Genomic DNA, 26,640 nt, shown 5'->3' on the forward strand with positions numbered 1-26,640 from the left:
AGTGAGTATCTGTATACTGAATTATTAACACGCTAAACAGGGTAGATAATCGGCATAAAATGCCCGACGCGCTCCCTTATCAAAACATATTCAACCGCTAAGTTAAATCAGCAATACGTAACGGTGCCTTGTTGCCATATTGCGCTCAAGCACGGATACCTTACCATCATACGACTGCTTTAAATTGCAAAAAAACCCTCTATTGATACCATGTGTCGCATAAGCAATCCTACCTATCATGCTACACTAATACCGTTTTTATTATTCACCTGATAGATGGTTGGGTTATGACTGTTTCCTCTACGCCAAGCTTTATGTCTTTTACTAGCTTTAATAGCGACACCGAGCAATTTCACAGCGCCGTGCGCGCGCAACTCGCACAAGATATCGACGTGCTGTTTGCTTATGCCGAGCTGCCAAGCCCACTGCTTGATGCCTGCCGCTACGTGATGACTGGTCAAGGTAAGTTGGTACGCCCATTATTGGTTGCCAGTGCCTTTGACAGCATAAATCGTAGCAATGCTAATGATGCCTTTAATAATAATGACAATGTTAATGGAAGCGCTAATAATAATGTTAGTAATGACGATGAAAGTGTGGATAAAAGCATTGATAACAAAGCCCTTCAAAATAGCGATTTAGAATCACTACTAGAAAACGATTCCGACTATGATATGGCGCGCCGTGCAGCGTTGGCAGTAGAGCTGTTGCATACCTATTCATTGGTGCATGATGATTTGCCGTGTATGGACGATGACGACTTGCGCCGTGGTCAGCCGACCGCGCATATTGTCTTTGCAGAATCAACCGCCCTACTCGCTGGTGACGTGCTACAGACGCTAGCCTTTGAGGTATTGACCGCAGAGCTGCCCACTTTTGCACCCTTTGACTCCGCTATCGCCAGCCAATTAATCGCGATATTTGCGCCGCGTGCCAGACGCATGGTTTCAGGGCAAATGCTCGATCTGAATGCTGAAGCCAGCATTGATATCACGCAAAGCGAGTTAGAAGCCATCCACCGTGATAAAACAGGTGCATTAATAGAAGCGGCTATGCTGATGGGCGGTATCTGTGCTGGCGCGACCGCTCCACAGCGTATGGCCTTGCAGGATTGTGCACAGCATATTGGACTCGCCTTTCAGGTTCAGGACGATATTTTAGACGTGACCACCAGCACCGATACGCTTGGCAAACCTGCTGGCAGCGATGAAAAACTAGACAAGTCTACTTATGTAAAATTGATGGGCGTTGATGATGCAACTAGCTATGCACAATCGCTATTTGATGATGGACGCGCAGCCATTTCTCGTGAACTTAACGGTAATGAAGAGAATGATGCGCTGATGGCACTCATTGAATGGTTATGGGCAAGAAAGAAATAACGAGAAAACAAATAAGTGCGTAAAAATCTAGCTAAACATTTTAATTAGCAAAAATAGCAAAGGGTGGTCAACATGGACAGTACCCCTACTCAGCGTATTTACCTCGGCACTGGCGGTTATAGCGATACCGATCTGCTTGGTACGCTTTATCCAACTGGCACCAAAAAAACGGACTTCTTACGAGAGTACGCCAAGCAATACGGCGCGGTCGAGATTAATAGCACCTTCTATGCGCCCATCGGACAAAAAGCCTTTGCCGGTATGGTCAATAAAGCCTATGTGCAAACAGATAGCCAATTAAAATTGGCCGTCAAGCTGCATCAAGACTTTACTCATGCACGCAAAGGCACAAGCGATCACGCCCAAGCATTTATTACTGCTCTAACGCCACTTATCGAAGCCAACGCTCTCGCGCCATTACTGCTGCAATTCCCACATGGTTTTGATCGTACCCATGAGCATCGGCTTTATCTCGCCAATCTCGTTAGCTGGTTTAAAGACTATCCGTTAGCGGTTGAGTTTCGTCATAATGGCTGGCACACCCCGCAAGTGGTCGATAGCTTTATCAAGCAAGGCTTGATTTGGTGTAGTGTCGATTATCCCAAAGTCAGCGGACTGCCACCGTCACGGCTGATATTCACTCAGCGTACTGGCTATCTGCGTATGCATGGTAATAATCTAAACTGGTGGGATGCGATGAGTGCCGCTGACCGCCATGATTATCGCTATAGCGAGACAGAGATGCAGGACTGGGCGCAAGCGATTGCTAATCAACGTCAGCATTTTGATACGCTGTATATCTTCTTTCAAAACACCGTCAATGCGCATGCTTATTATAATATTGCGATGTTGCGTGAGGCGTTGGGTAAGTTTGGGTTTGAGGTGCATTGACGTTAGTAAACCATAACTATTCAAATCTAAAAAATAGCATAACGTCAGATGCCATTCTATTTTTATTTCTACCAGAATCCATTCTGTGACAGAATGTTTCTTAAAACTGGTATATGAACATATCCCTCTACCATCCAATTTGAGTTTTTTAGTAATAAACTAGAATTAGCAAAATAAAGTCTGCAAGCATCCTTATACTTTAGATACAATTGAATTTTTCTAACATATATCTTATATCACCTAAGCTTAAGATATTATGTTTGCTCGAAATTTATATTATCGATAATATAAACATAAATAATTGGAGCCATATATAAATGGATATTTTTGAAAGCATTGCGAATGTTAGTCTATTCAAGCCTAAAGGAGTTACTATTGACTACTTAGCTGAAGTTGATGAAAGCGTAAGTGAAATTGATAAGCAACGCCCTTTAACTGCAGAGATAACTCATAAACTACAAGAAGAAATATTATTTGATAGGGTTCATGCTTCTGCAGTAATTGAAGGTAACTCTCTATCTAGAAGAGAGACTATCGTTGTTTTAAGCTCTGGTATCTTGGAAGCTGGATCTCGAAAAGATCAGCAGGAAGTAATAAACCTCGCCGATGCTTGTTTATATTTACAAGATTGTTTAGAAAATAAACTACCTTTGAGTGTTAAGTTGATTAAAGAACTACATCAGAAAATGTTAACCAATATTGATGATGAAAATGCTGGCCGTTTTAGAAATAAGGATGTAGCGATATCTGGTGCCAAGATAAGTCCTCCTTCACACATGGACGTTCAGTCGCTTATAGAAAAAATTATAGATGTTGAATCTAGTCTAAATGTACATACTATCCAAAAAGCAGCTTGGATGCATTGGGCTATTGCTAGAGTTCATCCTTTTATAGATGGTAATGGAAGAATTGCTCGAATGCTACAGGACTATGTTTTGTTAAAAGATAGATATGTTCCAGCATCAGTACAACCTGAAGATCGTGAAAAAAACTACTATGAAGCACTTGAACAAGCTGACCTCAATAACGGTGAAGAACTCCTAGAAATCATTGCTAAAAATGTGTTAAGAATGAGTCAGCGTTATTTAGTAATTATAAGAGATGAAAAGTCTCGTAGTTCATGGGTCAAAGGTATTGCAAAAGCAGCCTCTGAAAAAGTAAGACAAACTGACCACCGTTCATTCCTAATTGCTCAGAAAACTTTTGATTTACTAAAACTGGAGTTTTCAAATCTTTGCAGCGAATTGAATGAAGAATTAAGTGATATGTTTATTGGTTTCAAAGATTACGGCAGCATAGATTTTGAAAAACATCAAGATTTAAAAAATAAGGGAAGGGCATCTCAGGCATGGTTTTTTGGCTTAAGATTTGCGTATGGAGAGGTAGATCAACGCTTCATTTTTTGGTTTGCTAAGCATTTCAAGTCTTCTGATGACTATAAGAATTTTGGTAATTCTGTATGTATTCTGATTTCAATGCAAGATGGAGCAGGAAGTAATAAGAAATTGGACGACTATGAGTCTGAAGATCGAATCACATTACGCGAGCTAGTTTTAGATGGTCGTGATTTCTCAAGAAGACGATATAACCCTGTTACTCAAGAATCTGAATGGGATTCTGAAGTTACACCGACAGAGATAGCACAAGGCTTTATTACTGAGGTTTTAGGTAAAATGGGGTTAGTATAAAGTAGCATAGCAATCCTATATCTACATAAAAAATAAAACTCAAACCAAAAAAAGGACGCCTCTCAGCGTCCTTTTTTATTAATCAAACTACTTAGTGGTTAAAGATTACTCTTCAACACCAGCATCTTGACCTTTATATTTCGCGTTTGCGTAGTCCCAGTTCACTAGCTTGTCTAGGAACGTGTCGACATAATCAGGACGACGGTTACGATAATCGATATAGTATGCATGTTCCCACACGTCACAAGTCAATACCGCTACTTGGTCATGTGCAAGTGGTGTATCAGCATTTGCTGTTTTAGCAATTGACAGTTTGCCACCGACTTTATCAGCGACTAGCCACGCCCAACCTGAACCGAACTGAGTGAGTGCAGCGTTTTTAAACTCTTCACGGAACTTATCATAGCTACCGAAATCTTCTTCAATTTTAGCTTTCAAGTCGCCAGTAGGTTCGCCGCCGCCATTGGTTGGCGTCATGCAATTCCAATAGAACGTGTGGTTCCATACTTGGGCTGCTTGGTTGAACATACCTTGCTTGCTGTCATCTTTAGCCGTGGCTACGATGATTTCTGGCAATGTTTTGTCTTCTAGACCAGAACCTGGTAGCAACTCGTTAAGCTTAGTCACGTATGCATTATGATGCTTATCATGATGGAACTCTAAAGTTTCAGCACTGATGTGCGGCTCTAAAGCATCTTTTGCATATGGTAGGTCTGGTAAAGTAATGTTTGACATAGTTATTTTATCCTTGCTGGTTTAGCCATTAGTATTAGGTATAGCTTCAAATGAACGCTATAAATTATTGGACTAAATTGGCTTAGTTTATTGTTAGTGAGATTTATTACTCAATATGCTGTACATATTGCGGTAAACCTAAAAAATTCTAAATTTAAAAGCTATCTCAAGCAAGTGATACTTAATCGTTATTACACCATTAAACACCAAGTTATTGACTTAAAAGCCATTATTGGGGTTTGATAGTATTATTAACTTTAAGTTTACAAGCTATAAGATATAATTCACTGTAGCTTGTTTTGTATTATAGCAATAGTAATGACAAATATCAGTTACCAAATGTTATGTATCATTGATTCCTTATGCTAATTGGTAATTTAGCCGGTGCTAGCTTAGAATATGCCAGTGCAAACCATACAAACAACGCTCACGCATTGTTTACTATTATCGCTAGCGTATAAAACGTCAAAATAACAGTTTACTTGACAAACAACCCTATGATGGACGAATACCATGAGTTATAGCAACACCACAGACACTCATCAACAGCCGACAGCCTCAATTGATTCAACACAAACAACGCCAGATAGCCAATGGGTACTTGCCAGTAATAATAAGGGCAAACTGGCGGAGTTTAAAAGACTGTTTGCCGAAGCTGACTTGGATGTGACGATTATCCCGCAAGGTCATCTCGATATCGACGATGCGATTGAGGATGGCTTAAGCTTCGTTGAGAACGCCATTATCAAAGCGCGACATGCCAGCCGAGCCAGCGGATTACCTGCTATCGCTGACGACTCGGGACTCTGTGTGCCAGTATTGGGCAACGCACCCGGCATCTATTCGGCACGTTATGCGGGCGAGCACGGCAATGACAGTAAAAATAATGCTAAGCTCATCGCTGACTTGCAGCCTATTCGCGCAGCGAAGCCAGATGCTTCTATTAAAGGCATGTTTGTTTGTGTATTGGCAATGGTGCGTCATGCTGATGACCCATTACCGATTATCGCCCAAGGTTTATGGCACGGTGAGATTTTGGCGGCGCCACATGGCGATGGCGGCTTTGGCTATGATCCACTATTTTGGTTGCCAGAGTTGCAAGCCAGTGCGGCGAGCCTAAGCGCTGAGGATAAAAACCGCATTAGCCATCGCGGTCAGGCGATTCAGCAACTATTGGCACAACTGCCTTTATAAGCACCATTGATAAGCGCTAGCGCTAAAGACGGTTATAGCTTATTTTGCATTTGATAGTCATGCTAACGTTACTATCAAGCAGTCAAATGAAATGCTCAAAGCACTCTCTAAGCGCGATTGGTACTATAGTGGACGCAAAGTAAACGGATGATAAACAGATAACTTTTACTTTAATAAGCAGATAGATTATACTGTTCTACTTTTAAAATTTTATTGAAAGCCGTTATTTGTCTGTATAATTGAGCAAAAAGCGTTATTATGCGGTACATTAGCGGCTTATTATTGATATTTGGTAGCGTTTATCAAAATAAAGCTTTTCACATTTTTGTGTCAGTAGCGATTGCTACAGGCATGGGCTGCGAAACTGCGCGCTATCAATATCCCCTATTTATTCCAACGGCAACCAGTAGCTCACGCGTATTTTGCAGCTTGGTTGTCTATTACTATTTAATCCTAAAGGTGTAACTAACATGGCTACAGATTTACAAGTCACAACCAACAAGCTATCTAATAAAGAAACTCAGCTAACGGTTAAAGTACCCGTTGAAAAAATTCAAAACAAAGTTGAAGGCCGTATTCGCCAAGTAGCGAAAACTGCCAAAATTGACGGTTTCCGTAAAGGCAACGTTCCTATGTCACACATCCGTTCTCAGTACGGTGCTGGCATTCAACAAGAAGTCATCAACGATGTGATCCGTGATACTGTATTTGAAGCGATCAAATCTGAAGACATCCGCGCGGTTGGCATGCCTAACATCGACGACGTAAAACTTGAAGATGACTTCTTGGTTTATCAAGCCACTGTCGAGATCTTCCCAGAAGTAGACGTGCAAGGTATCGATGAAATCGAAGTTGAGCGTCACACAGCTAAGGTTAGCGAAGAAGACGTCGACACAATGATCGAAAACCTACAAAAACAACGTGAAGAGTTCGTTGAGAAAAAAGGTAAAGCGGCCAAAGATAACCAAGTAACCTTTGACTTTGAAGGCTCAATCGACGGCGAAAAATTCGAAGGCGGCTCATCTGAAGATTTCAAACTGGTCATCGGTAGCAACCAGATGATTCCAGGCTTTGAAGATGGTATCAAAGGCATGAAAGCTGGCGAAGAAAAAGTTATTGACGTCACTTTCCCAGAAGATTACCAAGCTGAGAACCTAGCTGGTAAAGAAGCACAGTTCAAAATCAACGTAAAATTGGTTGAAAAATCTAAACTACCTGAAATCAACGAAGAATTCCTTGAGCTATTCGGCGTAAAAGAGGGCGGCGTTGAGAAGTTAAAAGAAGACGTACGCAAAAACATGGAACGCGAAATCAAAAATGCTGCGCGTAGCCAAGTCAAGCAAGCGACTTTTGATGCGCTACTAGAAAAGAACGAGTTTGACGTACCAAACGCCATGCTAGAGCAAGAAATTGAGCGTCAGCGCAACATGATGATGCAACGTTTTTCTCAGCAGTTTGGTGCTAATGCTGATAGCTTCGATAAAGATATGCTGCCAAATGAGCTATTTGAAGAGCAAGCGCTACGTGCTGCCCGTCTTGGCATCATCGTTGCCCGCGTTATCGACACTAAAGGTATCGAAGTGGATCAAGCACGCGTTGAAACCTTTATCAAAGAAGCCGCTGAAAACTATGAAGATCCAGCTGAAGTGATCGAGTACTACACCACTGATAAGCAACAGCGCGCGAACATTGAATCTGTCGTTCTAGAAGACCAAGTGGTTGATTATCTGATTGAGCAAGGTAAAGTCACGGATAAAGAAGTGAGCTACCAAGATTTGCTAGCTGCTCAGCAACAACAGCAGCAAGGTATGTAATCTAGCGTCTTAGCGCTACTGCTTTAGACTGTATTAAAAATGCCCTAACGCTTTGTTAGGGCATTTTTATTGGGGCTTTATGGTTCGTGCCCTTGATAAATGTCTATAGACGCCTTATTAATAGGGAGTCATTTATCGTTTGTCACATTAAAACGTTACTATTGCCCCCATAAAAAAGTTACCATTGGTTCAATTATTTTTAGCGACATCTGGCGCTTATTATTTTAGCCCGTTAGTATGATTAAAAGACGACAACATTTACAATGATAAGCATCAATAAAAGCTTGGCTGTTTGCTAATCCCTATTTCTTTATTCTCTTTATTTTATGTACTTATAAACAGGACATCTTTATGACAGATTATGATCGTATTACTGCTAACCCGCATTTTGATATGCTGATGAGTGCGCATGACAACGTACAAAGTACGACTCAAGCAGCATTGGTTCCTATGGTGGTTGAGCAGTCAGCGCGCGGTGAACGCTCGTTTGATATTTTCTCACGCCTATTACGTGAGCGTGTTATCTTTTTGACCGGTCAAGTTGAAGACCATATGGCCAACTTGATCGTCGCTCAGCTGCTATTTTTAGAAGCTGAAAACCCTGATAAAGACATCCATTTATATATCAACTCACCGGGCGGCTCCGTGAGCGCTGGTTTGGCTATTTTTGATACCATGAACTTTATCAAACCTGAAGTATCAACCATTTGTATGGGCGGCGCTTATAGCATGGGTTCGTTCTTATTGGCAGCAGGCGAAAAAGGCAAACGTTATGCCCTAGCCAACTCGCGCGTGATGATTCACCAACCATCAGGCGGCGCGCAAGGTCAAGCAACTGATATCGAAATTAATGCGCGTGAAATTCTAAAAACTCGTGCTCGCTTAAATGAGATTTTGGCTGAGCGTACCGGTCAACCAGTTGAGAAAATCGAAAAAGATGTCGAACGTGACTATTGGTTGGATGCCAAAGAGGCCAAAGAGTATGGTTTGGTCGACGAAGTATTAGAACGTCGCCCTAACTCATTATAATGATGATATAGCAGCTTTGATAAGCATTAAATGCCTTTGCCCTATGTGCTTTGGCATTTATGCAAACAATCGGAATACTGATATAGTCGATTCAATTTAAAAGTAGTACAAGGCAACCGAGTGTAGATGTATAAGTGATACTTCAAGCGAGGTTAACGCAGTAATACTTTTATAGTGGAATGACTGTACGTTTTAAATTTTAGGAGTGCCTCTATATGGCAGAAGATAAAACACCGCATTGCTCTTTTTGTGGCAAAGAAAAAAGCGAAGTAAAACAGCTGATTGCCGCTGACGATGCCAATATCTGTAATGAGTGTATTGAGTTATGTACCGACCTGATTGCGGATGTTGATACCGACAATGACGATGCTGATGGCGATATTGATACCTCTTGGGTCAATAAAAAACTGCCGACGCCAAAAGAGCTGCGTGCCAAACTCGATGAGTATGTCATCGGGCAAGACGCTGCTAAAAAGGCCTTGGCGGTCGCTGTTTATAACCATTATAAGCGTCTAAAAGTCAGTCAAACTTTGGCGAATGATAGCAAAAAAGCTAAGATTGGCGCTGATGAAGCAATGGTTGAATTGTCAAAAAGCAATATCTTGCTGATTGGTCCGACAGGCTCTGGTAAGACCTTACTAGCGCAAACTTTAGCACGTCTGCTTGATGTGCCGTTTGCAATGGCCGATGCCACCACCTTGACCGAAGCGGGTTATGTTGGTGAAGACGTTGAGAACATTGTGCAAAAGCTCTTGCAAGCCTCGGATTACGATGTGAGCAAAGCTGAGCAGGGCATCATCTATATCGATGAGATTGATAAAATCAGTAAGAAAGGCGACAACCCTTCTATCACGCGTGACGTGTCGGGCGAAGGTGTACAGCAAGCCTTGCTAAAGCTTATCGAAGGCACGGTTGCTGCTATCCCGCCACACGGTGGGCGTAAGCATCCACAGCAAGAGCTGATCCAAGTCGATACCAGCAACATCCTTATCATCGTTGGTGGCGCGTTTGCCGGTCTTGATAAAGTCATCCAGCAGCGTACAGAAAAAACTGGTATTGGTTTCAATGCTGATGTCAGCTCAAAAGATGACAGTAAACGTAGCTCAGATTTGCTCCAGCAAGTCGAGCCAGAAGATTTAATCAAGTTCGGTCTGATTCCTGAGCTGATTGGTCGTCTGCCCGTGTTGGCCGCGCTGCAAGAGCTTGATGAAGAAGCGCTAGTACAAATATTGACGGAACCAAAGAACGCTTTGGTTAAGCAATATAAGTACTTGTTCGATATGGAAGGCGCTGATATTAGCTTTACCAAAGAAGCGCTTGATGCGATTGCCAAAAAAGCAATGGCACGCAAAACCGGTGCTCGCGGTTTACGCTCTATCGTAGAAAATGCGTTGCTTGATACTATGTATGAGCTGCCGTCTATGAAAGATGCAAAGACTGTGCTCGTCGATGAGCAAGTGATCAACGACGGCAAGACCCCTGAAATCGCTTAATATATAGTTCAATGATAACAACTAATTATTTAATTGACTGTCATCAAAAAAAGCGTCTGGCATTATGCTAAGACGCTTTTTTTATGTCTGGTCATTTTTAATGATATAGGGTCTGTCTGCACAGACGCAGCAAGCAAGAAAAATGGATATCAGCAGTGCGTGATGGTTCGATATTACTTTTCACTGACTATAGGTGGCTCAAAAAATGACAGCTGCGTTTATCAATCGTGGGCAGGTAAATTCATAAATCATGCTAAGGTAAAGCGACTTCTTATGCGGTCTCCTTAATCATGACTAAAGTGATGACCAAAGTTACGACCAAACCTCCCGAATCAATGATACAAAGGATTGTTCATCATGCTTAACAATGTTACTTCTATAGCAACCTCCCTACGTCAGCATCTCCCTTTTTCTGCTAATGAAAACCATGACATTACCCCCTATTACCGCAATCATGTCGCTGCTATCACTGGTGCCGGCTCTGGTATGGGTCGCGAGCTTGCCATTCATTTAGCAAAAATGGGCTGTCATGTCGCGCTATCCGATATCAATCCTGAGCAGTTAGCCCAAACCAAAGCACTGCTCGTCGGTTATGATGTCAAAGTCACTATGACCGTACTCGACGTCTCAGACAATAAAGCGGTGCAAGCGTGGGCAGACGACGTCATGAGCGATCACGGCAAAGTGAACTTCATCTTTAACAATGCAGGCGTGGCGCTATATTCGACCGTAGAAGGCAGCAGTATCGATGAGCTTGAATGGGTCATGGATATCAATTTTTGGGGTGTGGTCTATGGCACCAAAGCCTTTTTACCTTTGATCAAAAATAGCGTCAAAGAAAGCGAATCGACTAAAAGTGGTAAAGACAGCAAAGCACGCCAATTTGACGAACATGGTCATATCATTAATATCTCAAGTCTGTTTGGTTTGACCGCTCAGCCTTCGCAGTCTGCCTATAATTCCAGTAAGTTTGCGGTACGTGGCTTTACCGAGAGCCTACGTCAAGAGCTCGACATTCAGCGCTGCGGCGTCTCAGCGACTTGCATTCACCCAGGTGGCATCAAAACCAATATTGCCAATAGTGCGCGTGGTAATGACAGCATCAGTGACCTTGGCATGCGTGGTGGCAGCAAAGCGATCAGCAGTTTTAATAAATTCTTAAAGTTCGATGCCAGCGATGCCGCTTGGATTATTCTGCAAGCGGCCGCAAGCAACCAGCCGCGCTGCTTGATTGGTAACGATGCCAAAATGATCGACGCCGTACAGCGCGTGTTTCCAGCAAGCTATAGCAAAATACTGAATGACGTCAATAAGCTGTCACGCAAATTGAAAGGCAAGAAACCTGCTAGAACGGGTGTTCGTAAATCGGCCTAGTCGCTATAAGATTTAGATAAAGATAAAGACGGTCAAAAAAGCCCCGCTACACTAGCAGGGCTTTTTTGGTTGTTCACAGTCTAAAAATCTTAAGTAACTTTAAATATAAAAGTAAATATAAAGCTTAATGTTAAGGCAGTTTCATATCGCCATCGACTAACCAGCCCAGACGGCGCATCATATAAGCGACTACGCCAGCAATCAGCGCAGGCAATACGAACATCAATAAGATAATCGCTGTCCATAGTTGAGCGCTACTCATAATCTCTTGTGACGCTTCAATGACGCCAAATACTCCTACCAGCCCAGCAGTACCCATACCCGCTCCTGTCGCCGTACACGCCAAGCCAAAGCCGACCGTGGCGATAGGACCAACGATGGCGCTAGCGACAACGGCAGGCAATAAGACCACAGGTTTTTTTAGCACGTTCGGAATTTGCAACATGCTCGTGCCTAGACCCTGAGAGACGACACCGCTGATCCCATTGTCTTTAAAACTGGCAACGGCAAAACCAATCATATGCGCCGCACAGCCAACCACAGCAGCGCCACCTGCTACACCACCAAGCCCAATAGCGATACAAATAGCAGCGCTAGAGGTTGGTAAGGTCAATAAAATACCCACCACTACTGCAATCACAATACCCATTAGTAATGGCTGTAGCTCAGTGGCCGCTTGAATACCTTGACCAATAGCAGCGACGGCAGCGACGATAGGCGGATTAAGCAAAGCACAAACTGCCAATGCCACGGCGCATACCAATAAAGGCACTAGCAGAATATCAAGCTTGGTCTTGCCAGCGACCCAAGTACCAGCGCGATAAGCAAATACCGAGGTCAGGTACGCGCCAATGGGATTGCCGGGTAACGCCACGAACGTCGCAGGTCCTCCCACTTGCGGGGTAAAAAGCGTCCCTGCCATCAACGCTTCAGAGTGCGCACCAAGCATCCCTGCTACCAAGCAGCTGAGCATAACCAAGGTCGGCGCTTTGAGGTAGTAAGCAATGCCCACACCGATACCAGCACCCATTAATACAGAGGCCAGCTTGCCGACTGCGATGAGTGCTGGCAAGTCTAACCAACCACCGATTTGTGAGATAATCAAACCAGCAATCAATGTGACAAATAGCCCTAAAGCCATACCCGTAAAAGCATCGATAAAATATTTTTGAAAAAAGGCTTTTACCAAACCAGTAGGCGGTGTTGCTGAGTCAGATATTGTCATAGCCATACTCTTTGTGAAGGTTTTAATAAGATAGAATAAACCAAAAACATAAAACACTCTTGTTAAAAATCAGAGATAAAAAAAGCGTCATTGCGACGCTTTCTTATTATTAACACATGACTAAAACGAGCACAAAGCATTCAATCTAACGGCGCTGCTCAACGATGATAGAGTCAATGCCGTTGTTTTGTAGACGCTGCTGCGCACTAGCAACCGCTTGACGGTTATTCATCGGACGCGAGATGACCTGATAAATTGGCAAACCATTACCCGTGGTGTTTTTGACCACTCTGGCATCCACGCCAGCCATGAGCACTTGCGCACGGCGACGGTCAGCTTCATCGGCATCACCAAAGCTGTTAATCTGTAAGATATAGGTCGCCGCAGGTTTGGCAGGTTGGACGCTAGCCGCATTCGTCCCTGAATTATTGGCTCGGTTTGCCGTATTGCCACTATTACTAGTCGCCGGCGCGCCATCATAGGTAGCGTCTTCTTCAACGACAACGATATCATCGCTATTATTGGCCGTACCAGCATTGTTACCACGGCTTGGCTCGATCACGGTGCTTTCAGAAATACCAAAGTTACCCGTATCATCATTGCGACTGGCTGAATTGCTCTCCGGTTGAGTAACGACGACGTCCGGCTCAAAAGCACCGATACTGCCCAAGCCATCATTACCTGTTTCACCGATATTTTCATCAGGGATGGTCGCCATCTCTTGATTGGGCAAAATATCGTAGAACTCGTAATCGCTATTATCGGTATCGGTATCGACGCGGGGCTCTACCTGCCGATCAGGATCATTACCGGCAGTGCTATCAGCGGGACTAAAATCAAATAATGGTGAGAGGTACAAAAACACCCCGATCATTAGGGTCAATACTGCCCCGACAAACATCCATAATAAACCTGATACGCTACTTGATTTGCGCTTTTCGGTCGCACCTTTAGGTTTTTTGGCTAGCATGGATCTCTTTCTCCCTACTGAATCTATCTGTCGTTATCGAATTATTGCTATCGCTCGTCTGTATATGTTCTACATGCTAGACGGTGCAGATAACCCTAATAAACTAAGCCCATTGGACACTACTTGACGTACCGCTTTTGACAAGCGCAGACGGGCTTGCATCATATCGAGCTCTTCTTGGCTTGGCGTCTCACCTGAGGTCAAGCTCACTGGCAGAATACGATTGCTATCGTACCAGCCGTGGAAGAGTGCTGCCAAATCTTTTAGATAGTTGGTCAGTACATGCGGCTCATAGCCTGTAGCAGCTCGTAACAGTGTCGCTGGATAGGCCGCTAAGAGTTTGATTAGCTCATCTTCACTAGGCGCTGTCAGCAAGTTTTGGTGCTGGGCACCAATCAAATCGTCTACAATCAGACCACTGGATTCTAGCTTTTCTAATACGCGGCAAACCCGTGCATGCGCGTATTGAATGTAATAGACCAAGTTGTCTTTGCTTTGTGATTTGGCCAGCTCTAAATCGAAGTCGACGTGCACTTCAGGCTTACGCGCGACATAATAGAAGCGCGCTGCATCGTTACCGACTTCATGACGCAGCTCGCGCAAGGTGACAAACTTGCCTGAACGCGACGACATTTGCACTTTTTCACTGCCGCGCCATAATGCTACGAATTGAACCAGCACCACATCAAGGCGTTCTGCATCAATCCCCAAAGCCAATAACGCCGCTTTTACCCGTGGCACATAACCATGGTGATCCGCGCCCCAAACGTTGACGACTTTATCAAAGCCACGATCGAACTTATTTTTATGATAAGCGATATCAGAGGCAAAGTAAGTCGATTGTCCATTGGCACGGCGTACCACACGATCTTTTTCATCACCAAAATCAGTCGATTTAAACCAAATATTGCCGTCTTTTTCGTACAGATAGCCTTTATCCTCTAAAATCTGTAAAACCGGCGCAATCTCACTATCAATGGATCTTTCGCTAAACCAGCATTCATAACGCACACCAAAGTCATTTAAGTCGTCTTTGATATCAGCCAGAATACTGCTCAATGCTGCATTTAAAAACAGCTCATAGGCATCACCAAGCAACGCTTTGCTGTTAGCAATCAGACCATCAATATGCGCTTCTTTGTCGCCTGATAACAATGTTTTTTCACCATCATCATTGATTTCAAACTGGGCATCTTCTGGCGCATTTTTAGCAACGTCTATAAAGCTGTGCACGTAGCTAGTGCCATGTTGTGCTTTTAGTGTTTGGGCAATATCACTGACATAGTCGCCTTGATAGCCATTCACGGGAAAAGTTATTTGTTCACCGTTGGCTTCTAGATAACGCAGATACGTACTGGTCGCTAAGATGTCCATCTGCCGACCGGCATCGTTGACATAATACTCACGAGTGACGTCATAACCAATGGCTTCGAGCAAGTTTGCCACGCTCATGCCAAACGCAGCACCGCGTCCATGACCGACATGTAAACTAGAGGTTGGATTAGCGGATACGAACTCAACCTGTACCTTTTGCCCTTCGAACTGGTCGCTCAAACCAAAGCGATTCTGTTGTTTAAAAATGTCGTCTAACACCGAAAACTTAGCGTCGGCATTTAAAAAGACATTGATAAAGCCTGGACCCGCGATTTCTATTTGGCGAATGTCTTGGTTGTCAGGCAGTGCATTGACAATTTTTTCGGCAAGCTGGCGTGGATTGGCCTTAGCAGCTTTGGCAGCCGTCAGCGCGATATTGCTGGCAAAATCACCGTGGCTTAAATCTTTTGTACGGGTGATTTGACTGTTATTTTGCCAATCAGCTGGCAACGCGCCATCGGCTTGTAAGGTTTGAACCGCATCATTAAATAAGGATGCTAGCGTATCAATTTGGGCTTGTGACATAGGACTATAAACTCAGATAAATAAAAAATGGTACAAAAAATGGGGCGAATGCGCGCAGTCGGTAACGGCTTATTATAATAGCGACTGACATGGCAGGTGACAAATTAATATAAAAAGATAAGTAACCTGTAAATATAACAATCTTTGCGCTTTATTGCACTATTTGCGCCAAAATTAGCACCAAAATCTTACGCTTAGGAAGGTTGGTACTTATATTTGAGATTAATTGGCAGTTATTTAGCATTTCGGGTTCAGATTGAGAGCACACCCTAATAATGAACATAATTGTATCTTTCCTGTTGTCTCACTGATAGCGGTAGTTTATACCCACTGACTTCCGCGTTATAATGACGCTTTGTATTTTGCCCCTCTATTTAATTTTTATTTATTATTTTATTGCTGCTCATTATTTGAGGAGTGATGCGCTTTTTTAGGGTGATTTTTAAAAAGCGATAAAGTTGGTTCACTATAATTTGGATATAAGGAAGCTGAGCGAAAGTACTACCAATAGTAGACCAAGCAAGGCTAATACCCTATCCAATTTATAGTGAATTGACTATAAGATAATAGCGTTAAATAGATGGCATGTTACTACTCTATAGGATTAAGCCATGTTTGCTATTGCTGCCAGTACCGTCACCAGTTGGGGGCTGTACGTACTATTACCCATATTTATTGCGTTTTTATTCTTTATCATTTGGGACTTATCAAAACGCTCTGAAGCCGGTCGCGCCGGTACTTTTTGGATGTTTTTAGCGCTTGGTGCGGGCTTTATAGGATTTATACTCAAGGTGCTAATAGAAGTGGCGTTTAACAAATGGTTCATTTAAACAGATCTCTTATTTATAAACCATAAGAAAAACGGATAGCGCTATTCGTCAATGATAATATGACTGACCCTGTCGCTAATAGACAAAGTCACCAATAAAGAGCCGTCGCTGCCAAAGTCATTATTCATGTTGTTTATGTGAGTGTATTAAAGCAAATCATTCACTTATCTGACTGCGAGATAACGTCACTCACGTAAGTCGGCAAATCCCACGCGCCACCGGCGAAACCCCGGCACATTCCTGTGCTGGAATCTTCCGCTTGAACAAAGTCTTTTCCATCCCAAACCCATATCGCCCGATTCCAGCAATCGCCAACCCCGCGGTCTTTGTGTGTTGCCCAAATCTCGCCATTAGAATAATCATTGCCCATGGTAGTAATTAGCTGCGAACGACGGGGTTTTGCCTTGTCAATCAGCCAATAACCATAGCCTTCGTTGTATGCGCCCTGCCAACAAATATGACTGGCTAATGTATGGGTAGCATCTACGGGTGTAAATTCCCAGTCTAGCCTATCAGCGCCATATTCTTGCATTCGTTGGTACGCTTCGGTCTTTGGATTGACCAGCTCACAGTCTCCCATATCGTCTTCAGAGCCGATAAGCTCCTTAGCATCAATATCAATCCACTTATTTATATTTTTTTGAAAATACACTAGCTTTGCAGGGTCGAGCTGCTGTTTATCATCAGAATATGAGATCGCTTTTTTAATGACGGAGACTGGTTTGGCTGCTTTAGGCCTTTGCCGATTGGGATTGTTTTTGCTCACTAGTGCTACTGGTGTCCCTACTCTTCCTTGCACCTCGTCAAGCTTGAGCAGCACGGCACTCATGCCTTTATCGCTGATTATCCAACGATCATCACCCGCTCTTATCTCTATCTTAGTATTTTGACGCGAATGACTTAGAAGCTGCTGAGTTTGCTTAGTATTAAGCGCACCCTTCTCAATGGCACCATAATTTTTATTGTTTAGCCAAAGCTCTGTTGCCCTCAATTCATTGTCGCTACTATCCACCTTGTCTTCTTGGTATTCAAAAGCCACCTGTACGTTTGGTATCGACTTTTGCGGTAAAGCTGTCAACAAAATCGAGGCAGGCGTATCCAACATACTCTCATCCGCATAACCCGCTGCTCGGCAAGTCAAGGTATTATCACAGACCAGTTGCCAATCATCCTGTACAAAGCCCCACCCTTCAAATGGCGTACCATAGGCAGCATGAGCAGATATGGACGTCAATGGCAGCAAACCCATCATAGCACTGAGTAAAATCGTTAACTTTTTCACTGCCCATTTTCCTTATGGTAGGTAAGTACGCGCTACTTTTTGGCAAGCAAAGTCGCACGCATCGGTGCAGGATAGCCTTCAAGGGTTTTGCTAGAATCATTGGGGTCTAAAAAATCGGCTAACGAATGATAGGTCATCCATTCCGTTTTACGTTGTTCCTCAATCGAGGTTACGGCTACATCTACGCAGCGCACGTCTGAGAATCCAGCCTTTTCTAGCCAGCCAATTAATGCGGCGACTGACGGCAAAAAATACACGTTATTCATTTGCGCATAGCGATCATGCGGCACCAGTACCGTATTGGCATCGCCTTCAATGACCAAAGTCTCAAGCACCAACTCACCACCTTTTACCAACTGTCCTTTGAGTTGTTGCAGGTGCTCAAAGGGTGACTGACGATGATACAGCACGCCCATACTAAACACGGTATCAAACAGCTGACTGTGCTCTGGCAATGCTTCAAGTGGCACGGGAATATAATGGGTACGATAACGACCTGTACCATGAACATGAGTATGAGCATCAGCGTTACCCACAAAATGACGAATCGCCATAAACTGATGATAAAACAGGCAAGACGGATCAATGATAATGACTGTATCCGCGCCAGCCCCTGCCATACGCCAACCGTGATAACCGGAGCCGCCGCCGACATCTAAAACACGCCGACCTTTTAAATTTCCTAAATGCGGTGCGACCCGCTGCCACTTCCAATCACTGTGCCACTCGGTATCTATAAAAATTGGCGCGGCTTGTTGATCTTCATTCTGACCACTATCGACTTGACCACCAATCTGAAAAGGCCCTTTGCGCCATGGCATCAATTGCTTTAGTAGCGCCATGGTTTGTTTGCGCTCAGAGTCACTCAACGGCGCATTAATCGTCAATATGTCACTGTCCAAATCCACATTATCAACGGCTAATGTTGGCAAACGTGCTACCGACGCTTGATAAACCGGCGCATGCGCATAGTTGGCTTTATCCTTGATATCATTTAACCACGTGGGTAATTTTGACAGCCACTCATAGGCGCTCGGCTGCTGCTGTGCCAGCTCTAATAAGGTTAAATACAGTTCGCGTTCGGCGTGGATGATAGTGTCGTTAAGCATAAAAGCAGATTACCGTGTTGATTGTTATTTAAATGGATAATAATGAAAACAGTGAAAATAAAGAAAAAGCAAAAAAAAATGAGCCTCAAGATTGGAGTCCTTTAAGAGTGGGCAAATATGCGAGGCATAGCTCGGTGTTCTTTAATAATTATGCTCACGCCTCGTCCCTCGGCAGAAGCATATACTTCGTAGGGTGTGCCCAGCGCACCTGAAATTTCTTTAAATAGAATTTTCTAATAGCTCATAACGCGAGTATTTACTTGTGCCATTAAATTAACTATATCTTACGCATGTCCTTAGAATTTCTGCTTCACTACGAAGGTCGTCGTACTCAAAAGCGTCGTAACTGTCACCCTGACCTTTAAAAACAATTTTGCCTTCTTCTAACCAATGTAAGACATTTTTAGCATCATCAATAATCTCGGGATAAAACTCATTTAAGATACCATCCATACTACTGTTTGATACCGATGTATCGATGTCTGTTAGGCGAACTCCATATACCATCCCTAGCCTATTGAGAAAATTATAACCATCGTAATAGAGGTGGTACATCATATAAATCACATCACAACACTTATCATCTCTATTGATAATTGAGTTTAGATATTCTGTTATTCGGTCTGCTTCAAACTTGTAAAAATGGACGTATCTTGCAAAACTATCATAGTAATCCTTAAAACTATCTTCAGAACTATAATCAAAGGAAATCAGCTCAAGATACAAATCAGGGTTGCTAGACTCTAATACGTTGTCTTCATACAACCATTGTTCAAACGATTGTATGCTCATTTTTTTTGTTAACACTTGATGAATATGTTGTTCAGCTATAGATGGAATCATATTAGTGCCTTGTTTGCCCCCAAAATAAATCCTATTTAAACGCCACGATAGAGACGAAGTTCAAAAACTGAAACCATGTGAGATGCCGCGCGAAACCAACTTGTCCTAAACGCTGATGATGCTCATCTAAAGTATCGGTAATCAAGACGTTTTCTAGCGCATTACGCTTGCCGCTAATTTCCATCTCGGTATAGCCGTTGGCGCGTTTAAAATCATAATAACGCTCAACCAACCACGCATCGTACTGCTCATCAAACGCATGTGTCTTTTCGGTTAGCACTAATATGCCGCCTTCGCTTAATGCCGCATAAATTTTCTCTAATACTGCAACTCTATCGGCAGCAGGTAAAAACTGTAACGTTAAGTTTAAAATCACCATATCGCAGGGTTCAAGCTCAATATCACGAATATCCGCAGTGATCACTTCTATATCGTGCTCAGGATAATGATCATTCAATAAAGTCGTCGCTTCAGTCGTCATCGCCGGTGAGATATCAATCGCTTTGATCTGCAAGTCTTGCGGCTCAAACTCGCCTGCCAAGGTCATACTTGCGGCACCAAGTGAGCAGCCCAAATCATAAATGCGACTGACACGCTGACCATTATCATCCTGCTGGCGATATTTACAATGACGACGGGCAAATATGGGTAGCATGGCTAATACCTGACCATAACCAGGCACACTGCGACGAATCATATCAGGGAAACAAGCCACCACTTGCTCATCAAAGGAAAAGCGCGCCGCTTTATCGAGTGGCGTTGTGAATAAGGTGTCATGTTTGATAGCAGGCTTGGCTTGGTTCATGGTGCGACTCGTTTTTGGTTTTTGGTTTTTGGTTTTTGGTTTTCGACATTGAAACTTTGATTGGGAAATGCTCAGTGGTTCTGATCGATACTATTTAATCGATGCTATTCAACTGATAGCGTTAGCCCAGAGCGGACTAACGTAGCAAAAGCCCATTATAACATTACTGTTTGTTACTTATCGCAGCCAACTGCCCTGCTAAGCTGATTAGGTCGCGCTAAGGGCAATAAATTCTTCAAAGTAACAAGTCATTGAAAAATGACATCATGGCATCCAAATAAAGACCTTAGCCTATCTCTATAACAACATCTATAATAATAGGAAAAATTATGCAAACCATTATATTAGGCGGTGGCTGTTTCTGGTGCACCGAATCTGTATTTTTATCCGTCAAAGGCGTACAGTCTGTCGTTTCAGGCTATATGGGCGGCGATGCTGTCTCTGCTAACTATGAAGCCGTCTGCGGCGGCGACACCGGACACGTTGAAGTCATCAAGGTTAAGTTTGATGAGTCTATCGTCCCGTTAGAAGTCATACTCGATGTTTTCTTTGCCACTCATGATCCCACCACGATGGATCGTCAAGGCAATGATGTTGGTAGCCAATATCGCAGCGTGGTGTTTTACACAGACGAAGATCAAAAACCGACCGTCGATCGCACAATCAACAAACTACGCGACATGGGTCTCAACGTCGTCACAGAAGTACACCCTGCCGTTGAATTTTATCAAGCAGAAGAGACCCATCAAGACTTCTTCAATAGAAACCCGGGACAGGCTTATTGCAACTTCGCCATACCGCCAAAGCTTGCCAAATTGCGTAAAGAGTTCAGTAAGTACATGGTGAGCTAAACAAAATGTTAAATAAGAAACTGCTGAAAAAGCATAGTTCTTAGAGCGACTTTTAATCATAGCCAAACGCTTATTCCATAGGCGTTTGGCTTTTTAATACCCTTAGTATTATTAACCAAAAAGCTATTATAAAAATAACTAATAATATAAACTTCAATGAATAAAGGTGAACTTATGAACCCTGAATTTTGGCAAGCGCGCTGGCAAGAGAAACGCATTGGTTTTAATCAGTCTGAAGTTAATCCGTTATTAACGAAATACTTTAGCCATTTAAACGTGCCCACTGGTGGTCGAGTATTTGTGCCTTTATGTGGTAAGTCAATCGATATGGCATGGCTAGCAGCACAGAGCTATGATGTAATTGGCGTTGAATTGGTTGAGACAGCCGTACAAGAATTCTTTGCTGAACAAAATATCATACCTACTGTACATCAGCATGTGCGTAATCCAGCGATCAAATATTATCAAGGTCAGCTAACAGGATGAACAATAACGTTATGGGTCGCTGATATTTTTGCGCTAACAGCTGAGGATATTGGCTTTGTCGATGCAGTATATGATAAAGCGGCATTGATTGCCCTGCCAGCCAATATGCGTATGAAATATAGCGAGCACGTACACAAACTTGGTGTTAATGTGAGTAATAAAATAGCGCCGCAACTGTTACTCACATTGAATTATGACCAAAGTAAAAAGAATGGACCACCCTTCTCGATTAGTAGCGAACAGATACAGCAATACTATGGCGAGCACTATCAAATTAACGAGCTGATAAATGAACCTGCTACTATTGGCTCCGCACCTGAGCTAAAAGTCACTGAGCATGTTTGGCTGTTGAATTAAATATAAGCTTAATTATCGCAATGATTCAATAGTGATTAAGCGACGATTAAGTCATAACGGAGAAACCTAATGAAAGCTTTAGTTAGTCTCGTCAGCTTAATCGCCTTTTTGCTGGTGGCGCTACCCGGTCCGCTTTATAAATATGGCATCGTCGATTTGGGTACCGCCTTTACGGGATTTAAATTCGGCGTGTTTGCTGGCATCGCTGCCCTTATCTTACTCGTTTTACAAATGATATTTAAACGCAAAACAGTGACACTTGGTAGCACGGTAATAGCGCTGCTACTGTCTGCTATTGCCATAGCTATGCCGCTAAGTATGATGAATAAAGGCAAAAGTGTACCGCCTATTCACGATATATCGACCGACTTGATTAATCCACCTAAGTTTGTGGCCATTGCCCCACTACGCGCTGATGCGCCAAATCCCGTTGAGTACGCAGGTGCGGAAGCTGCAAAACAACAACGTGACGCCTATCCGGATCTGAAAACCTTGAGCTATACGCAATCAAAGTCTGAATTGATCAAGGCGACCGAACAAGCCATCAATAATTTAGGCTGGGATTTGGTAAATAGCGATGCGGATAAAGGCATTGTCGAAGTGACAGATAGTACGATGTGGTTCGGCTTTAAAGACGACGTTGTCGTACGTGTGACGGATAACGGCAGTGAGCGTCTGCTCGATATTCGCAGTAAGTCACGGGTTGGCGGTAGTGATTTAGGTAAAAATGCAGAGCGCATTCATAACTTTATTAATGAGTTGGATAAGGTTTTGGGGAAGTAGTTGGGTTTTAGTGAAAATAAGGATCTACTAAGATGCTAGGCATTTTGACACTAGACTTTTCCATCCAAAACCCTCTCCTAACCTCACGCCAACGTCCATTTATAGTAACTGAGTGCTTCGATACCTTTTCTTTACTATTTAGATTGGTTACTCTAAGTCCATACTGCCTTAACCAGTTCTGCATCCTCTTTTAATGACCACTTTGACGTTTATAGGATATTTTCATGCGTTTGACTCCAGTTTCTACTTTATCGCTACTTAGCCTTGCTATTGGTTTTAGTTTTGCTAGCACTGCCCAAGCGGCCAAACCTCCAGCCCCAGACTTATCTAATGCCGAGCTGCAACAATGTTTAGATGGATTAAAAAACTCTAGCAAATTTAGCGGAGTTGATGGTTATACCTTTAACAACTATCGCCCAAGCCAGCCTGATCCTAGCGTCATTCAATCGTTGAACTATCAACCAGAGTTTCAAAAAGACGTTTGGGATTATCTCTCATCACTGGTCGATAGCGAGCGCGTAGAAGACGGTATTCGTGCCAAGCGCCAGTGGGCAGATACTTTGCGTAAAATCGAATCACGCTATGGGGTCAAAGCCGAGCACGTACTAGGCGTCTGGGGTGTTGAGTCAAACTTCGGTCAGACATTGGGCAAAAAGCCGTTGTTTGAATCCCTAGCGACGCTGTCTTGTTTTGACCGTCGTCAGAGCTACTTTCAAGGTGAATATGCCAATGCGCTAAAAATCGTTCAAAATGGCGATATTGCGCCAAGTGATATGACTGGCTCATGGGCAGGTGCTTTTGGGCAAACGCAGTTTATGCCGAGCACCTTTTTAGAATTGGCCGTTGATTTTGATGGCGATGGTCGTCGCGACTTGGTTAATAGCGTCCCTGACGCGCTAGCCTCTACCGCTAACTTCTTGGACAATCGTGGTTATCGTACTGGCGAGCCGTGGGGTTACGAAGTCAAACTGCCTAGTGGTTATTGGGCAGCCTCTGACCGAAAGAACAAAAAGTCTATCAGCCACTGGCGCGATCAAGGGCTAACGCTCGCTAATGGCAGTCCACTGCCTTACGACTTGAATAGTGCAGGATTACTATTACCTGCAGGCGCTGAAGGCCCTGCTTTCTTAGTGGGTAAAAACTTCGATACGTTTTATTCGTACAACGCATCAGAGAATTACGCTTTAGCCATCGCGCATTTGTCAGACCTAATTACCAAAGAAGACAGCAGCAAAACTGACTTCGTCACTGCTTGGCCTACCGATGATCCGGGTATCAGTCGCCAGCAAGCCAAAGACATTCAACAAGCGCTGTTGAACGCTGGTTATGATATTGGTGAAGTCGACGGCATTATTGGAGACAATACTCGCACTGCGATTCAGCAGTACCAAACCAGTAAGGGCATCTTCCCCGCTGATGGACGCGCAGGACAGAAGTTCTACCGCGCAGTCATTGGAAATGCAGGAAACATAGCTCCAAGCAGCACACAATATGGCAACCAATATGGGCAACCAGCGAACAGTCAGCCTTTACAGCCTGCCTCTGCTGATCGTATGGGACAGTTGATTCAACAACAAACGAGCACTCCCATCACTTACTCCCCTCAGTCGTCAGTCCAACCATCAAGTTCTGGCAATACGCGTTATCGCCGCGTGACAAGTGCCGATGGTAGCGTGAAGCTCGTGCGTGTTGACGAAGGTTCATAGCACTACAGCATGTCCTCATTTTTATTACTATTTTTAAAATGAGGGCATGCGCTAAGTTTGTGATAAACCTAATTGTTATGGATTAAAAAAAGCCACGCTAATATGATTAGCGTGGCTTTTTATTGATCAATCGATTATCTATTGAGATCATTTATACGATCGGTGGTGGATTGGGTTTGCCATTATCACCATCCCAATTTTCACGGGCTTTATCATCCAAATCCGCAGGCGTCTTCGGCTCCCATTTACCATTTTCTTTCCAGGTGTCGTCGCCCCAATCTTCGTCTTCCTGTTTTTTGTCCCAATCTTTATAGGCTTTACTAGGGTCGATGCCACGGCGCTTCATATCCGCCACTTGCTCTTCTAGCGTGTGATATTGTTCGGCATCATGCATGGTTTTCTCTAGGCCATCAATCTCTTTTCTTAACTCGTCATGTTTATCATTACTCATGATAGTGCTCCTTAATCAGTCAATATTATTATACGCTTTTATGTTTGTCGTTTTACGGTAGATAAGTTTATATAGGCTAGTACACCATTTGAATCGTTTTTATCTCAATTATTATTTTAATAACTATTATTCTACTAACCAATATCGTAAAACCATTTTACGCTATTGACCTTTATTATCACGAGTCTTGGCTAAATTCACAACCGTTGCCGCGTATGCTTTGTATTACAAAACGTAGTAGCAAGCACAGGAAATCCGTTGACAATCCTTACCGTGCCATTGATTAGAGTTTCTGATTACCATTACTAAGTCTGAACGGTTGATTGTTTGTTTTTTAGTAGGTTTTGGGCATAGAAAGTCAATTTCCACAATTCTTGTGAGACTCGCGTACCATAAGTCGTTAACTGTATCCAGTTCGCCGCGACCAGCTGGCGTTGCAAATGGTTTAAGTCATTTTGGGCAATTTGGCAGCGTGCTACGGCGTGGACGTTGGGCATCTCTTGCTTGATATCGTGCTCAGCCTTGGAGGCAATGAGGCGATTAATGGCACTTTGTAAACCGTAGCTTGAGAATGTCGCCGGTATCTTCATCAAGGTGCTCAATATCTCTTGCCACGTTAAGGTCATCGATCTGGTGACATCTGTCAAGTTGCCGCCAGCATAGGCTTGCGCACTATATTGAATCACAAAAGTGTCTGTTAAGACGATAGGTTTACTGACACTATCCGTGGCAGTACCTTGGTGGACGACACGGTTATTTTGTTTTAGCAGCGTGCTCGTAGGGGATGGGGAGATTATGGATTCAGACAAGGCGGCTTGTTTGCTTAGCCGGACTGATTCTTCACTAACCCTTACCCACACGTCTTTTACGCTATGTTGAATCACCATGTTAGGGTAGGCTTGAATGAGCAGTTTCTCAATATCCGTATCCTCATCATAATGATGCAAATGCTTAGCTTGCTGAGTAACCGTATTAATAAACTCTTGCAACTGCCGACTGACATCTGCACCCTGAGGATGGTTTTTGACCAAGATGAGTAAAGGCTTGAGCTTGGCTTTGGCATTCAGATAGCTCAGATGCATTTGACTGACACCAGTGTTTTGCATGGTGCCATAGCTATCGCCAATGATCATTAGCGCATAATCACAGGCATCGATACATTGGCGACCGTATAATGAAGCTTTCGGTAACTTACTAGAGACATCGTAGGTTAAGAATGCCCGCGCCTGAAAAAAAATCGCCACACTGTTCAAAACCAACAACTGATCGTTGTCAGCGCAAATGACATGAATATGATAACGACGGTTTGGCAAAATAACCTCTGCGCTTGGATAATGACACAAATAAGTATGGGTGGAATAAAAGCACAAATATCTTGTCTTGCACAGACTAGCCTAGCATAATCCTAGGCAGATACGCTCAGTTTATTTTCTCATTAGAGGG

General features: G+C 43.3%; 23 protein-coding genes and 1 pseudogene. 14 read left to right on the forward strand and 10 right to left on the reverse strand.

The features are described 5' to 3' along the window. Positions 1-287 precede the first annotated feature (287 nt). The 3 genes from HQR03_RS08000 to HQR03_RS08010 all read left to right on the forward strand — a co-directional run bounded on the left by HQR03_RS08000 (position 288) and on the right by HQR03_RS08010 (position 3,961). Positions 288-1,382: a polyprenyl synthetase family protein gene (locus HQR03_RS08000; protein ID WP_173239810.1), complete on the forward strand. Its 1,095-nt coding sequence runs from the start codon at positions 288-290 to the stop codon at positions 1,380-1,382. Between the two features lie 72 nt (positions 1,383-1,454). Then, positions 1,455-2,273: a DUF72 domain-containing protein gene (locus HQR03_RS08005; RefSeq protein WP_173239811.1), complete on the forward strand. Its 819-nt coding sequence runs from the start codon at positions 1,455-1,457 to the stop codon at positions 2,271-2,273. Positions 2,274-2,590: 317 nt separating this feature from the next. Next, entirely contained in the window at positions 2,591-3,961 is a 1,371-nt protein-coding gene (locus tag HQR03_RS08010; protein WP_173239812.1) for a Fic family protein, read from the forward strand. Positions 3,962-4,066: 105 nt separating this feature from the next. Here HQR03_RS08010 and HQR03_RS08015 read toward each other — a convergent pair whose 3' ends face one another. Further along, a complete protein-coding gene (locus HQR03_RS08015) occupies positions 4,067-4,696 on the reverse strand; it encodes a superoxide dismutase (RefSeq protein WP_025652529.1) in 630 nt (209 codons plus the stop codon). Between the two features lie 513 nt (positions 4,697-5,209). Between HQR03_RS08015 and rdgB the strand changes: the two genes are divergently transcribed. From rdgB to HQR03_RS08045, 6 genes are all read left to right on the forward strand, one after another. Continuing rightward, complete coding sequence (gene rdgB / locus HQR03_RS08020; RefSeq protein WP_173239813.1) at positions 5,210-5,890, forward strand: RdgB/HAM1 family non-canonical purine NTP pyrophosphatase; 681 nt, start codon at positions 5,210-5,212, stop codon at positions 5,888-5,890. Between the two features lie 258 nt (positions 5,891-6,148). Beyond that, complete coding sequence (locus HQR03_RS08025; protein ID WP_025652531.1) at positions 6,149-6,355, forward strand: hypothetical protein; 207 nt, start codon at positions 6,149-6,151, stop codon at positions 6,353-6,355. 5 nt (positions 6,356-6,360) lie between these two features. Next, positions 6,361-7,704, forward strand: coding sequence for a trigger factor (gene tig, locus HQR03_RS08030; protein WP_173239814.1), 1,344 nt, complete (start codon positions 6,361-6,363; stop codon positions 7,702-7,704). 399 nt (positions 7,705-8,103) lie between these two features. Next, positions 8,104-8,733, forward strand: coding sequence for an ATP-dependent Clp endopeptidase proteolytic subunit ClpP (gene clpP / locus HQR03_RS08035; protein ID WP_037025478.1), 630 nt, complete (start codon positions 8,104-8,106; stop codon positions 8,731-8,733). Positions 8,734-8,948: 215 nt separating this feature from the next. Next, on the forward strand, positions 8,949-10,226 hold the full coding sequence (gene clpX, locus HQR03_RS08040; protein WP_025652534.1) for an ATP-dependent protease ATP-binding subunit ClpX: 1,278 nt from the start codon (positions 8,949-8,951) through the stop codon (positions 10,224-10,226). A gap of 357 nt (positions 10,227-10,583) precedes the next feature. Further along, on the forward strand, positions 10,584-11,600 hold the full coding sequence (locus HQR03_RS08045) for an SDR family NAD(P)-dependent oxidoreductase (RefSeq protein WP_173239815.1): 1,017 nt from the start codon (positions 10,584-10,586) through the stop codon (positions 11,598-11,600). Positions 11,601-11,730: 130 nt separating this feature from the next. Here the strand turns inward: HQR03_RS08045 and HQR03_RS08050 are convergent, their stop codons facing one another. The 3 genes from HQR03_RS08050 to argS all read right to left on the reverse strand — a co-directional run bounded on the left by HQR03_RS08050 (position 11,731) and on the right by argS (position 15,694). Next, complete coding sequence (locus HQR03_RS08050; protein WP_244952006.1) at positions 11,731-12,825, reverse strand: PTS sugar transporter subunit IIC; 1,095 nt, start codon at positions 12,823-12,825, stop codon at positions 11,731-11,733. 145 nt (positions 12,826-12,970) lie between these two features. Beyond that, positions 12,971-13,795, reverse strand: a complete 825-nt coding sequence (locus HQR03_RS08055; protein ID WP_173239817.1) for an SPOR domain-containing protein — start codon at positions 13,793-13,795, stop codon at positions 12,971-12,973. 69 nt (positions 13,796-13,864) lie between these two features. Further along, complete coding sequence (gene argS, locus HQR03_RS08060; protein WP_173239818.1) at positions 13,865-15,694, reverse strand: arginine--tRNA ligase; 1,830 nt, start codon at positions 15,692-15,694, stop codon at positions 13,865-13,867. Between the two features lie 611 nt (positions 15,695-16,305). Here argS and HQR03_RS08065 point away from each other — a divergent pair. Further along, the gene (locus HQR03_RS08065) at positions 16,306-16,524 is read left to right on the forward strand and encodes a DUF2788 domain-containing protein (protein ID WP_025668532.1); all 219 of its coding nucleotides are present in this window, start codon (positions 16,306-16,308) and stop codon (positions 16,522-16,524) included. Positions 16,525-16,684: 160 nt separating this feature from the next. Here the strand turns inward: HQR03_RS08065 and HQR03_RS08070 are convergent, their stop codons facing one another. From HQR03_RS08070 to cmoA, 4 genes are all read right to left on the reverse strand, one after another. Then, positions 16,685-17,806 carry a DUF1176 domain-containing protein gene (locus tag HQR03_RS08070; RefSeq protein WP_173239819.1) on the reverse strand — a complete coding sequence of 374 codons (1,122 nt, stop codon included), beginning with the start codon at positions 17,804-17,806 and terminating at the stop codon, positions 16,685-16,687. A 32-nt stretch (positions 17,807-17,838) separates the two neighbouring features. Continuing rightward, on the reverse strand, positions 17,839-18,915 hold the full coding sequence (gene cmoB / locus HQR03_RS08075) for a tRNA 5-methoxyuridine(34)/uridine 5-oxyacetic acid(34) synthase CmoB (protein WP_173239820.1): 1,077 nt from the start codon (positions 18,913-18,915) through the stop codon (positions 17,839-17,841). Between the two features lie 273 nt (positions 18,916-19,188). Continuing rightward, the gene (locus HQR03_RS08080; protein WP_173239821.1) at positions 19,189-19,758 is read right to left on the reverse strand and encodes a hypothetical protein; all 570 of its coding nucleotides are present in this window, start codon (positions 19,756-19,758) and stop codon (positions 19,189-19,191) included. Positions 19,759-19,789: 31 nt separating this feature from the next. Then, positions 19,790-20,563: a carboxy-S-adenosyl-L-methionine synthase CmoA gene (gene cmoA, locus HQR03_RS08085; RefSeq protein ID WP_173239822.1), complete on the reverse strand. Its 774-nt coding sequence runs from the start codon at positions 20,561-20,563 to the stop codon at positions 19,790-19,792. Between the two features lie 329 nt (positions 20,564-20,892). Between cmoA and msrA the strand changes: the two genes are divergently transcribed. From msrA to HQR03_RS08105, 4 genes and pseudogenes are all read left to right on the forward strand, one after another. Beyond that, positions 20,893-21,414 (forward strand): peptide-methionine (S)-S-oxide reductase MsrA, encoded by a 522-nt coding sequence (gene msrA / locus HQR03_RS08090; protein ID WP_025650891.1) that lies wholly within the window; start codon positions 20,893-20,895, stop codon positions 21,412-21,414. Positions 21,415-21,588: 174 nt separating this feature from the next. Beyond that, positions 21,589-22,257 (forward strand): annotated as a pseudogene (tmpT, locus tag HQR03_RS08095) (thiopurine S-methyltransferase). Between the two features lie 69 nt (positions 22,258-22,326). Beyond that, a complete protein-coding gene (locus HQR03_RS08100) occupies positions 22,327-23,040 on the forward strand; it encodes a DUF1499 domain-containing protein (protein WP_173239823.1) in 714 nt (237 codons plus the stop codon). Positions 23,041-23,264: 224 nt separating this feature from the next. Beyond that, on the forward strand, positions 23,265-24,746 hold the full coding sequence (locus tag HQR03_RS08105) for a lytic murein transglycosylase (protein ID WP_173239824.1): 1,482 nt from the start codon (positions 23,265-23,267) through the stop codon (positions 24,744-24,746). A gap of 151 nt (positions 24,747-24,897) precedes the next feature. On the opposite strand, the gene HQR03_RS08110 is transcribed toward HQR03_RS08105, so the two are convergent. Both HQR03_RS08110 and HQR03_RS08115 read right to left on the reverse strand, forming a co-directional pair. Then, positions 24,898-25,197: a hypothetical protein gene (locus tag HQR03_RS08110; protein ID WP_010197759.1), complete on the reverse strand. Its 300-nt coding sequence runs from the start codon at positions 25,195-25,197 to the stop codon at positions 24,898-24,900. Between the two features lie 305 nt (positions 25,198-25,502). Next, positions 25,503-26,510, reverse strand: coding sequence for a DUF4062 domain-containing protein (locus HQR03_RS08115; protein WP_037026262.1), 1,008 nt, complete (start codon positions 26,508-26,510; stop codon positions 25,503-25,505). Positions 26,511-26,640: the final 130 nt, after the last annotated feature.

The sequence above is a fragment of the Psychrobacter okhotskensis genome (genome assembly GCF_013248965.1).
In the GTDB taxonomy this organism is placed as follows: Bacteria; Pseudomonadota; Gammaproteobacteria; order Pseudomonadales; family Moraxellaceae; genus Psychrobacter; species Psychrobacter okhotskensis.

What these genes read in the sequence shown, in the direction of transcription:
- HQR03_RS08000 (WP_173239810.1), top strand. Translation starts at nt 288, where the DNA reads ATGACTGTTTCCTCTACGCCAAGCTTTATGTCTTTTACTAGCTTTAAT.
- HQR03_RS08005 (WP_173239811.1), top strand. Translation starts at nt 1,455, where the DNA reads ATGGACAGTACCCCTACTCAGCGTATTTACCTCGGCACTGGCGGTTAT.
- HQR03_RS08010 (WP_173239812.1), top strand. Translation starts at nt 2,591, where the DNA reads ATGGATATTTTTGAAAGCATTGCGAATGTTAGTCTATTCAAGCCTAAA.
- HQR03_RS08015 (WP_025652529.1), bottom strand. Translation starts at nt 4,696, where the DNA reads ATGTCAAACATTACTTTACCAGACCTACCATATGCAAAAGATGCTTTA.
- rdgB (WP_173239813.1), top strand. Translation starts at nt 5,210, where the DNA reads ATGAGTTATAGCAACACCACAGACACTCATCAACAGCCGACAGCCTCA.
- HQR03_RS08025 (WP_025652531.1), top strand. Translation starts at nt 6,149, where the DNA reads ATGCGGTACATTAGCGGCTTATTATTGATATTTGGTAGCGTTTATCAA.
- tig (WP_173239814.1), top strand. Translation starts at nt 6,361, where the DNA reads ATGGCTACAGATTTACAAGTCACAACCAACAAGCTATCTAATAAAGAA.
- clpP (WP_037025478.1), top strand. Translation starts at nt 8,104, where the DNA reads ATGAGTGCGCATGACAACGTACAAAGTACGACTCAAGCAGCATTGGTT.
- clpX (WP_025652534.1), top strand. Translation starts at nt 8,949, where the DNA reads ATGGCAGAAGATAAAACACCGCATTGCTCTTTTTGTGGCAAAGAAAAA.
- HQR03_RS08045 (WP_173239815.1), top strand. Translation starts at nt 10,584, where the DNA reads ATGCTTAACAATGTTACTTCTATAGCAACCTCCCTACGTCAGCATCTC.
- HQR03_RS08050 (WP_244952006.1), bottom strand. Translation starts at nt 12,825, where the DNA reads ATGACAATATCTGACTCAGCAACACCGCCTACTGGTTTGGTAAAAGCC.
- HQR03_RS08055 (WP_173239817.1), bottom strand. Translation starts at nt 13,795, where the DNA reads ATGCTAGCCAAAAAACCTAAAGGTGCGACCGAAAAGCGCAAATCAAGT.
- argS (WP_173239818.1), bottom strand. Translation starts at nt 15,694, where the DNA reads ATGTCACAAGCCCAAATTGATACGCTAGCATCCTTATTTAATGATGCG.
- HQR03_RS08065 (WP_025668532.1), top strand. Translation starts at nt 16,306, where the DNA reads ATGTTTGCTATTGCTGCCAGTACCGTCACCAGTTGGGGGCTGTACGTA.
- cmoB (WP_173239820.1), bottom strand. Translation starts at nt 18,915, where the DNA reads ATGCTTAACGACACTATCATCCACGCCGAACGCGAACTGTATTTAACC.
- HQR03_RS08080 (WP_173239821.1), bottom strand. Translation starts at nt 19,758, where the DNA reads ATGATTCCATCTATAGCTGAACAACATATTCATCAAGTGTTAACAAAA.
- cmoA (WP_173239822.1), bottom strand. Translation starts at nt 20,563, where the DNA reads ATGAACCAAGCCAAGCCTGCTATCAAACATGACACCTTATTCACAACG.
- msrA (WP_025650891.1), top strand. Translation starts at nt 20,893, where the DNA reads ATGCAAACCATTATATTAGGCGGTGGCTGTTTCTGGTGCACCGAATCT.
- HQR03_RS08100 (WP_173239823.1), top strand. Translation starts at nt 22,327, where the DNA reads ATGAAAGCTTTAGTTAGTCTCGTCAGCTTAATCGCCTTTTTGCTGGTG.
- HQR03_RS08105 (WP_173239824.1), top strand. Translation starts at nt 23,265, where the DNA reads ATGCGTTTGACTCCAGTTTCTACTTTATCGCTACTTAGCCTTGCTATT.
- HQR03_RS08110 (WP_010197759.1), bottom strand. Translation starts at nt 25,197, where the DNA reads ATGAGTAATGATAAACATGACGAGTTAAGAAAAGAGATTGATGGCCTA.